The organism is Neobacillus fumarioli NBRC 102428, from assembly GCF_001591485.1.
GTDB classification, from domain to species: domain Bacteria; phylum Bacillota; class Bacilli; order Bacillales; family Cytobacillaceae; genus Neobacillus; species Neobacillus fumarioli.
The window spans coordinates 1-9,009 of the sequence record NZ_BCUZ01000109.1 but is presented as its reverse complement, the minus strand read 5'-3'; the positions used below and the strand labels follow the sequence as shown (position 1 = coordinate 9,009).

At 42.9% G+C, this 9,009-nt stretch carries 12 protein-coding genes; all 12 read left to right on the top strand.

Translation table 11 applies throughout. The features are described from left to right. The first annotated feature begins 417 nt into the window (after nucleotides 1–417). The 12 genes from BFU02S_RS12885 (at nucleotide 418) to BFU02S_RS12830 (ending at nucleotide 8,843) form a co-directional block, all read left to right on the top strand. Nucleotides 418–606 (top strand): AtpZ/AtpI family protein, encoded by a 189-nt coding sequence (locus BFU02S_RS12885; protein ID WP_066371337.1) that lies wholly within the window; start codon nucleotides 418–420, stop codon nucleotides 604–606. A 6-nt stretch (nucleotides 607–612) separates the two neighbouring features. Next, entirely contained in the window at nucleotides 613–999 is a 387-nt protein-coding gene (locus BFU02S_RS12880; RefSeq protein WP_066371336.1) for an ATP synthase subunit I, read from the top strand. An 11-nt stretch (nucleotides 1,000–1,010) separates the two neighbouring features. Beyond that, on the top strand, nucleotides 1,011–1,721 hold the full coding sequence (gene atpB, locus BFU02S_RS12875) for a F0F1 ATP synthase subunit A (RefSeq protein ID WP_066371332.1): 711 nt from the start codon (nucleotides 1,011–1,013) through the stop codon (nucleotides 1,719–1,721). Nucleotides 1,722–1,790: 69 nt separating this feature from the next. Further along, nucleotides 1,791–2,003, top strand: coding sequence for a F0F1 ATP synthase subunit C (atpE, locus tag BFU02S_RS12870; RefSeq protein ID WP_066371331.1), 213 nt, complete (start codon nucleotides 1,791–1,793; stop codon nucleotides 2,001–2,003). Nucleotides 2,004–2,111: 108 nt separating this feature from the next. Continuing rightward, complete coding sequence (gene atpF, locus BFU02S_RS12865) at nucleotides 2,112–2,639, top strand: F0F1 ATP synthase subunit B (protein WP_066371329.1); 528 nt, start codon at nucleotides 2,112–2,114, stop codon at nucleotides 2,637–2,639. After that, entirely contained in the window at nucleotides 2,636–3,172 is a 537-nt protein-coding gene (locus BFU02S_RS12860) for a F0F1 ATP synthase subunit delta (protein WP_066371328.1), read from the top strand. The genes atpF and BFU02S_RS12860 overlap by 4 nt, the downstream gene beginning before the upstream one ends. A gap of 26 nt (nucleotides 3,173–3,198) precedes the next feature. Next, nucleotides 3,199–4,707: a F0F1 ATP synthase subunit alpha gene (gene atpA / locus BFU02S_RS12855; RefSeq protein ID WP_066371327.1), complete on the top strand. Its 1,509-nt coding sequence runs from the start codon at nucleotides 3,199–3,201 to the stop codon at nucleotides 4,705–4,707. A gap of 146 nt (nucleotides 4,708–4,853) precedes the next feature. Further along, nucleotides 4,854–5,711 carry an ATP synthase F1 subunit gamma gene (atpG, locus tag BFU02S_RS12850; protein WP_066371324.1) on the top strand — a complete coding sequence of 286 codons (858 nt, stop codon included), beginning with the start codon at nucleotides 4,854–4,856 and terminating at the stop codon, nucleotides 5,709–5,711. Nucleotides 5,712–5,801: 90 nt separating this feature from the next. Beyond that, on the top strand, nucleotides 5,802–7,223 hold the full coding sequence (gene atpD, locus BFU02S_RS12845) for a F0F1 ATP synthase subunit beta (protein ID WP_066371323.1): 1,422 nt from the start codon (nucleotides 5,802–5,804) through the stop codon (nucleotides 7,221–7,223). Between the two features lie 21 nt (nucleotides 7,224–7,244). After that, a complete protein-coding gene (locus BFU02S_RS12840) occupies nucleotides 7,245–7,655 on the top strand; it encodes a F0F1 ATP synthase subunit epsilon (RefSeq protein WP_066371320.1) in 411 nt (136 codons plus the stop codon). A 310-nt stretch (nucleotides 7,656–7,965) separates the two neighbouring features. Next, nucleotides 7,966–8,340, top strand: a complete 375-nt coding sequence (locus tag BFU02S_RS12835) for an NADH-quinone oxidoreductase subunit A (protein WP_066371318.1) — start codon at nucleotides 7,966–7,968, stop codon at nucleotides 8,338–8,340. Continuing rightward, on the top strand, nucleotides 8,331–8,843 hold the full coding sequence (locus tag BFU02S_RS12830) for a NuoB/complex I 20 kDa subunit family protein (RefSeq protein WP_066371316.1): 513 nt from the start codon (nucleotides 8,331–8,333) through the stop codon (nucleotides 8,841–8,843). The genes BFU02S_RS12835 and BFU02S_RS12830 overlap by 10 nt, the downstream gene beginning before the upstream one ends. Nucleotides 8,844–9,009 lie beyond the last annotated feature (166 nt).

Sequence of the window (9,009 nt, the reverse complement as noted above, 5' to 3'; positions counted from 1 at the left end):
CAGCCCCCTGACACCATCCGTGGACAATTGTCCGCCTCAGGTGGACAGTGAGATGCATGTGGGGGCTTTTCTCTTAAAATGAGATTCTCATGAAATTTCTCATCTAAATTTCACAAAATGTTCACAAATTGGACAAAAAATAGTCGAGTTTTGCAATACAATTAGATTGTGAAATGGTACATTAAAAACGTAGAGAAATTAAGAATTTGATAGTAGCATAATTCGCACAAAAGTCATTGACATTAGATGGTGCCTATTGTATGCTAACAAAGGATATGGATGATAAGGTTTTCATTAAATTTTCATTTGACAATAAAATGCTTTTTCATCTTTCCTGGAATAACTTCTAGTCCGCTGCTCATTCTCTGATAGTGAGGATGATTTACCGTGAAAAAAAACCGCCACCCATTTAAAGCCATGGCTTTAGCATCCTTAATCGTTTCCCAATTAGCAGGTTCCATTCTTGTCGGTATTTTTGCTGGCAGATGGGCAGATCATCAATGGGGGACAGAGCCAATTTTCTTAATAGTCGGACTGTTACTAGGGGTAGCATCAGGAACGTATTCTACGATACGAACAATCCGTGACCATTTTTCAGGAGATTAATTAAATATGCCAGAATTTCAAGAAATGTACAAGCGGGCTTGTAAATGGATGTTTTATCTGTTGGCTGTTTATGTTTTAGGATGGGGGTTCACTTCATATCATAGAGCCTTTTTAGGATTGATTCTTGGGACATCATTTAGTCTTATTATTTTAATGATGCTGTTTTTAAAAATGAAAAAGTTTGATAAATCCATCACAAACGGAAAAAAGGTTCGATCATTCGGATCTTTGTCCAGATTATCGATGGCAGCCATCCCAATTCTTATATCCATAAAATGGCCGCACTATTTTGCAATAATTTATGTTGTAATGGGACTAATGACAAATTATATTGTCATTATGATAGATTATCTAATTCATGCCCTTTTTTGTTCAAAAAAAAATAGGAAGTGAGGTGAGTTAATGTGGAAGGAGCTCAACAAGTCAAATTCCTGGGCCTTTATTTTAATTTAACAAATATCCTAATGATTACAGTTGCCAGTATCATAGTTCTCATTATCGCGATCGTTTCCACTCGGAAATTGGCGATGAAACCAACCGGAATGCAAAACTTCCTGGAATGGGTAATGGATTTTGTTAAAGGAATTATCAACAGCACGATGGACTGGAAGGATGGAGGAAGATTCCACATCCTCGGGATCACACTAATCATGTATATTTTCGTGTCAAATATGCTTGGTCTTCCTTTTTTGATCACCATTAATGGAAACGAATGGTGGAGATCCCCGACTGCTGACCCGGTGGTTACGATGACATTGGCTGTAACGATTATGGGGCTTACACATTATTATGGTGTTAAATTAAAGGGAGCCAAGGAATACGGAAAAGGATTCGTCAGCCCGTTTACCTTATTGTTTCCAATTAAGATTATTGAGGAATTCGCCAATACATTAACGCTTGGTCTGCGGCTTTACGGTAACATTTTCGCTGGTGAATTGCTCCTATCTCTTTTAGTAGGCGGCTTAGCGAAAGTCAATGTTGTTGGTTTTATTGCAGCAGCGCCGTTAACTTTCATTTGGCAAGGTTTTTCAATCTTTGTCGGCTCGGTTCAAGCCTATATTTTCACTATGCTGACAATGGTTTATCTATCGCACAAAGTAAGTCATGATCATTAAGATTTCCTGTTCATTTTTTGAGCACAAAATATAAAAATAATTTCTTACATTTTAAGGAGGAACTTAAAAATGAATCTTATAGCAGCAGCAATTGCAGCAGGATTAGCAGCAGTAGGTGCAGGTATCGGTAACGGTCTTGTTGTAGGTCGTACAGTTGAAGGTATTGCCCGTCAGCCAGAAGCACGCGGATTACTACAAACTTACATGTTTATCGGAATTGGTCTAGTAGAAGCACTGCCGATTATCGGTGTCGTTGTCGCTTTCATGGTTTTAAACCGCTAAAATTGAAAGGCTCCAAATGGCGAAGTGGATGTCAAGAAAACCTTCGCCATTCATTTATGTCTGTTTTTTGTTAGTGTTAAATAGACTCTTGAAAGGAGTGAACCCAGGGTGTTTTTGAACAATCTCGTCTTGGGTGCAGCCGAAGGCGGTGCCCATATAAATACTGGAGATATCTTATACCAGTTAATCATATTTATCATTTTACTAGCGATTCTGAAAAAAGTAGCATGGGGTCCGTTAATGGGCATCATGAAACAAAGGGAAGACCATATTGCAAATGAAATTAACGCTGCAGAAGTAAGTCATGCAGAAGCAAAAAAATTATTAGAAGAACAAAGAAATCTTTTAAAAGAAGCTCGCAGTGAAGCACAAAACTTAATTGAAAACGCGAAAAAGCAAGGCGAAATTCAACGGGAAGAAATCGTTAATGCGGCCCGTTCTGAGGCTGAGCGGATCAAAGAAGCGGCGAAAATGGAAATTGACCAGCAAAAAGAAAAAGCGGTTGCTGCTATTCGCGAACAAGTAGCACAGCTTTCTGTATTAATCGCCTCGAAAGTGATTGAAAAAGAATTGACCCAGGCTGACCAAGATAAATTGATCAGTGAGTATATACAAGAGGCAGGAGAACGGCGATGAGCAACTCTATCGTAGCGAAACGCTATGCTTCCGCCCTGTTTCAAATTGCCAAGGAACAGCAGATTCTTAATGAAGTAGAAGAAGAACTTCGAGTCGTCAGAGAAGTTTTACAATACAATCATGATCTGAAAGCTGTTTTGAAATCTTCCAAACTTACAATTGATCAGAAGAAAGATCTTTTAAGACAAGCTTTTGCGTCAGTTAATGTATATGTGTTGAATACACTGTTGCTCCTTGTTGACCGTCATCGGGAAAGCGAAATCGTCGAAGTTGCAGGCCAATTTATTGAACTGGCTAATGAAGAAATGGGAATTGCCGACGCGAAAGTCTACAGCGTCCGCCCGCTGACAGACAGCGAACGTGAAGCCATTTCTGCCGTATTTGCCGAAAAAGTAGGCAAAAAATCACTGAACATTGAAAATATTGTAGATTCCGATCTCCTTGGAGGCATTATGCTCCGCATCGGAAACCGTATATATGATGGTTCATTACGAGGCAAGTTGAACCGTTTAGAACGTACATTGTTAACTTAAGATTTGAAAGACTAGGGGTGAAACTCATGAGTATCAAAGCTGAAGAAATCAGTGCACTGATAAAGAAGCAAATTGAAAACTATCAGGCAGAAATTCAAGTGACTGATGTCGGTACAGTTATCTCTGTCGGTGACGGTATCGCACGTGTTCATGGCCTTGACAACTGCATGGCCGGAGAACTTGTCGAATTCTCAAACGGCGTTATGGGAATGGCACAAAACCTTGAAGAAAATAACGTCGGGATCGTCATCCTTGGACCTTTCACCGATATCCGTGAGGGCGATGAGGTCCGCCGCACAGGACGCATCATGGAGGTACCGGTAGGTGAGGAACTGATCGGACGTGTTGTGAACCCATTGGGACAACCTGTAGACGGAATGGGTCCAATTCATACAACAAAAACTCGCCCGGTAGAAGTCATTGCTCCAGGCGTTATGTCTCGGAAATCTGTTCATGAGCCGCTGCAAACCGGTATCAAAGCAATCGACGCGCTTGTACCGATCGGACGCGGCCAACGGGAATTAATTATCGGTGACCGTCAAACAGGTAAAACATCTGTTGCCATCGATACAATTCTGAACCAAAAAGGTCAAAACATGATTTGTATTTATGTGGCGATTGGCCAAAAAGAATCAACGGTTCGAAATGCAGTTGAAACACTTCGCAAGTATGGAGCATTAGAATATACAATCGTTGTAACGGCATCTGCTTCCCAGCCTGCACCGCTATTATTCTTGGCACCATATACGGGTGTTACCATGGCGGAAGAATTTATGTATGCCGGTAAACACGTATTAGTTATTTACGATGACTTATCCAAACAAGCGGCTGCTTATCGTGAGCTTTCCCTATTGCTTCGCCGTCCTCCAGGTCGTGAAGCGTATCCAGGGGATGTATTCTATCTGCATTCTCGCTTACTTGAACGTGCTGCGAAATTGAGCGATGACCTTGGTGCAGGCTCGATTACTGCTTTACCGTTTATTGAAACACAGGCAGGCGACGTTTCTGCTTATATTCCAACAAACGTTATTTCCATCACCGATGGACAAATTTTCTTACAATCAGACCTCTTCTTCTCTGGTGTTCGTCCAGCGATCAACGCAGGTCTTTCCGTATCCCGTGTAGGCGGCTCTGCACAAATCAAGGCAATGAAAAAAGTTTCCGGTACATTGCGTCTTGACTTAGCATCTTACCGTGAATTGGAAGCATTTGCCCAATTCGGTTCCGACTTGGATAAAGCAACACAAGCGAAGCTTGCCCGCGGTGCCCGTACCGTTGAAGTGTTGAAACAAGACCTTCACAAGCCGCTTCCAGTAGAAAAGCAAGTTGCGATACTTTATGCGTTAACACGCGGTTTCCTTGATGATATTCCATTACAGGATATTCGCCGTTTTGAAGCAGAATTCCTTACTTGGTTAGATCACAATCGCAAAGAAATTTTAGACCATATTACCACCACGAAGGATCTTCCTTCGGATGAAGACATGGCGTCTGCCATTAACGAATTTAAAAAGACGTTTTCAGCTTCCGAATAAGGTCTGACATAAAGAGAACCCCGCCTTTCATGGGTTAAGGTTCATACTTTATGTTATTCTGACAAGCTTTAGTAAGGTACGGGCACTCTCGTTTCTTATCGGGAGATGCCGGTCTTACATTCTTTGAAAGAGGGTGGTGAGAATCAATGGCATCATTACGTGATATCAAAACTCGGATCAATTCCACAAAAAAGACGAGTCAAATTACCAAAGCAATGGAGATGACGTCTGCTGCAAAATGGAACCGTGCGGTTGTTAATGCCAAGTCATTTGTTCCATATATGGAGAAAATCCAGGAGGTAACGGCTTCTATTGCCGCTGCCACCAAAGGCAGTTCCCATCCGATGCTGAAAGCTCGCCCTGTAAAGAAGACTGGTTATATTGTCATCACATCAGACCGCGGATTGGCTGGTGCTTATAACAGCAACGTCATCCGCCGCGTCCAGCAAGAGATCAAGAAGCGTCATCAATCCAATGATGAGTTTGCGATTATTGCGATAGGTCGCGTTGCCCGCGATTTTTTCGCCAAGCGAGGGTATAATGTCGCTTTAGAGTATGTTGGAGTTAACGATCAGCCTTCTTTCGCGGATATCAAAAATATGGCGAGCAGTACGGTCGGTATGTTTTCGGATGGAACGTTTGATGAGATCTATATCTATTACAGCCATTATATTAGTGCTATTTCTCAAGCTGTAACAGAGAAGAAGCTGCTTCCATTATCGGAAATTGCGACTACTTCAAAATTGACTTCCTACGAATTTGAGCCGTCTGCAGAGGAAATTTTAGAAGTCCTCCTGCCGCAATATGCAGAAAGTCTGATTTACGGCGCGTTGTTGGACAGTAAAGCAAGTGAACACGCAGCCCGGATGACGGCGATGAGAAATGCAACCGATAATGCGAAAGAATTAATTCGAAATTATACGCTTATGTACAACCGTGCCCGCCAGGCGGCGATTACACAGGAAATCACCGAAATTGTCGGCGGTGCGGCAGCGTTAGAATAGCATCAATTGCTTTAACTTAGCTGAAATTATTCTTTTACAAAAGCCCCGGGGCTTGGTTAGTTTCAAACGAGTAAGTTAGGAGGGAAAATAATGAACACAGGACGCGTTGTTCAGATTATGGGTCCGGTTGTTGACGTTAAGTTTGATAACGGTCATCTGCCAGAGATCTATAACGCATTAAAAATTAACTATAAAGCGCGGAATGAATCAGAAGTTGATATCAACTTAACGCTTGAAGTAGCCCTTCATTTAGGTGATGATACAGTTCGGACGATTGCGATGTCTTCTACAGATGGTTTAATGCGCGGTTTGGAAGTAGTGGACACTGGTGCACCGATTTCGGTACCTGTTGGGGATCCGACACTTGGGCGTGTATTTAACGTTTTAGGCGATGTCATTGACTTGAAAGAAGAGATTCCGGCTAGCGAGCGTCGGGATCCAATTCACCGTGATGCGCCTAAATTTGATGAACTATCAACACAAGTAGAAATTTTAGAAACTGGTATTAAAGTAGTAGACTTGCTTGCTCCATATATCAAGGGTGGAAAGATCGGTCTATTCGGTGGTGCCGGTGTAGGTAAAACGGTATTAATCCAAGAATTGATCCATAACATCGCTCAAGAGCACGGTGGTATTTCCGTATTCGCAGGGGTTGGTGAACGTACTCGTGAAGGGAATGACCTTTACTGGGAAATGACGGATTCCGGCGTTATTAAGAAAACAGCGATGGTATTCGGACAAATGAATGAGCCGCCAGGTGCCCGTATGCGCGTTGCCCTGACTGGTTTGACAATGGCTGAATATTTCCGTGATGAGCAAGGACAAGACGTGTTGTTCTTCATCGATAACATCTTCCGTTTCACTCAGGCAGGTTCTGAGGTTTCCGCCTTATTAGGACGTATGCCATCTGCAGTAGGTTATCAGCCGACACTAGCAACAGAAATGGGTAAATTGCAAGAACGGATTACGTCTACAAATAAAGGTTCTGTTACATCGATTCAAGCGATTTACGTACCGGCCGACGACTACACAGACCCGGCTCCGGCGACAACCTTCGCACACTTGGATGCAACGACGAACCTTGAGCGTAAGCTTTCCGAGATGGGGATCTACCCTGCGGTGGACCCGCTTGCATCAACATCACGCGCATTGGCGCCTGAGATTGTTGGCGAAGAGCATTACAATGTTGCCCGTCAAGTGCAGCAAACATTGCAGCGTTATCGTGAATTACAGGATATTATCGCGATCCTCGGTATGGACGAACTTTCTGATGAGGATAAGTTGGTCGTACACCGTGCGCGCCGTATCCAATTCTTCTTATCACAAAACTTCCACGTGGCTGAGCAGTTCACTGGTCAGCCTGGTTCATACGTACCAGTTAAAGAAACAGTTCGCGGATTTAAAGAAATCCTTGAAGGAAAATACGACCATCTTCCAGAAGATGCATTCCGTCTTGTCGGCCGCATTGAAGAAGTGGTTGAGGCCGCAAAACGCATGGGTGTAGAAGTTTAAGCGGCACCAGGAGGGTAAAAAATGAAGACGATTAAAGTCAGTGTTGTTACTCCCGATGGTCCGGTGTATGAATCAGATGTAGAAATGGTGAGTACAAGAGGCAAAGGCGGAGAACTGGGAATTTTGCCTGGCCATATTCCGTTGGTTGCCCCGCTTGAAATTACTTCTGTCCGTCTGAAGAAGAATGGTAAAACGGATGAAGTGATTGCGGTCAGCGGCGGATTCTTAGAAGTTCGTCCAGATAAAGTGACCGTGTTGGCACAGGCAGCTGAAAGAGCATCCGATATTGATGTCGAACGTGCCCAAAGAGCAAAAGAGCGTGCTGAGCAGCGCCTGAATCAGCAGCATCAAGAGCACATCGATTTCAAACGCGCGGAGATTGCGTTAAAGCGCGCAATGAATCGAATCACGATAGCAGAAGGAAAATTTTAAGATATTTAAAAGCCTCTCCGATAAATCGGAGGGGTTTTTGTATTTTACGGGAAATATGGTCTTTGAAAAGAGATCTGTGATCAGTAAGTTAGGACTAGTTTTGTTAAAAACCGAATGAATCCATTTATGAAGAATATGATGGTAGGGAAGGCTACCAAAGGCTAATGCCTATTAACAATATTGCTTAAGTTTGTCATGTATACCATTTTTACGGGAAAGGCTTGTCGACATAGGTTTATAACAATGCTATAATGAATTCGATTACAATTTTTTATTAATTTCAAAATTTACAACAATGGAGGGGATCGACATGGAACTTTTAAATGTATATCAGAATAATTACCTGATCGTTTTTGTGTTCCTATGTCTCGGGGTATTGCTGCCAGTTGTGGCATTATATTTAGGTAAGCTCCTGCGCCCGTATAAACCGAGCGAAGCGAAGCAAACCACATATGAGAGCGGTGTTGAACCGTTTCACGATTCCCGTGTACAGTTCAATGTCCGCTATTATATTTTTGCCCTAATGTTTGTGATTTTTGATGTAGAAACGGTTCTTTTATATCCGTGGGCAGTCGCCTATGACCGGCTGGGGATTTTTGCATTAACTGAAATGGTTATTTTTGTGATGATGTTATTGATTGGCTTAGTATATGCTTGGAAAAAGAAGGTGCTTCGATGGATTTAAATGTAGAAGCCATTTTACCTGGCGAAATGGAAGAGTTAAAGAGAAATGTATTTTTGACAACACTGGAGCAAGTGAAGGGCTGGGCCAGGAGTAGTTCGATTTACCCGGTTACATTTGGTCTGGCTTGCTGTGCCATTGAAATGATGGGTGTTGGTGCCTCGCACTATGACTTGGACCGATTTGGATCGTTCTTCCGACCATCCCCTCGCCAGTCGGACTGTATGATTGTCTCTGGAACTGTTACGAAAAAAATGGCTCCGTTACTGCGCAGGCTATATGACCAGATGCCGGAACCGAAATGGGTAATTGCGATGGGTTCCTGTGCAACAGCAGGCGGTCCGTATGTGAAATCCTATTCCGTTGTAAAAGGTGTTGACCAAATTGTACCTGTTGATGTCTATATTCCTGGGTGTCCTCCAAACCCGGCAGCTTTAATTTATGGAATCAATAAATTAAAGGAAAAGATTCGTTATGAAGCGAAGACTGGGAAGAAGGTGACATAGCATGAGCGGAGAAAAGGATCTTGAACAATTAAAGCGGGAAGCGGCAGCGAAGGCAAAAGCTGCAGCACTTGCCAAACGGCAGGCTAAGGAAGCACAGGAAGCGGGCCAGCAGAAGACGGATGCAGCGTCTGCCTCGGAACTTTCCAAGGCAGAGGGGACAACTAGT

Bases quoted from the DNA above. Each gene is read 5' to 3' on its own strand.
- BFU02S_RS12885 (WP_066371337.1), top strand. From the start codon at position 418: ATGGCTTTAGCATCCTTAATCGTTTCCCAATTAGCAGGTTCCATTCTT.
- BFU02S_RS12880 (WP_066371336.1), top strand. From the start codon at position 613: ATGCCAGAATTTCAAGAAATGTACAAGCGGGCTTGTAAATGGATGTTT.
- atpE (WP_066371331.1), top strand. From the start codon at position 1,791: ATGAATCTTATAGCAGCAGCAATTGCAGCAGGATTAGCAGCAGTAGGT.
- BFU02S_RS12860 (WP_066371328.1), top strand. From the start codon at position 2,636: ATGAGCAACTCTATCGTAGCGAAACGCTATGCTTCCGCCCTGTTTCAA.
- atpA (WP_066371327.1), top strand. From the start codon at position 3,199: ATGAGTATCAAAGCTGAAGAAATCAGTGCACTGATAAAGAAGCAAATT.
- atpG (WP_066371324.1), top strand. From the start codon at position 4,854: ATGGCATCATTACGTGATATCAAAACTCGGATCAATTCCACAAAAAAG.
- atpD (WP_066371323.1), top strand. From the start codon at position 5,802: ATGAACACAGGACGCGTTGTTCAGATTATGGGTCCGGTTGTTGACGTT.
- BFU02S_RS12840 (WP_066371320.1), top strand. From the start codon at position 7,245: ATGAAGACGATTAAAGTCAGTGTTGTTACTCCCGATGGTCCGGTGTAT.
- BFU02S_RS12835 (WP_066371318.1), top strand. From the start codon at position 7,966: ATGGAACTTTTAAATGTATATCAGAATAATTACCTGATCGTTTTTGTG.
- BFU02S_RS12830 (WP_066371316.1), top strand. From the start codon at position 8,331: ATGGATTTAAATGTAGAAGCCATTTTACCTGGCGAAATGGAAGAGTTA.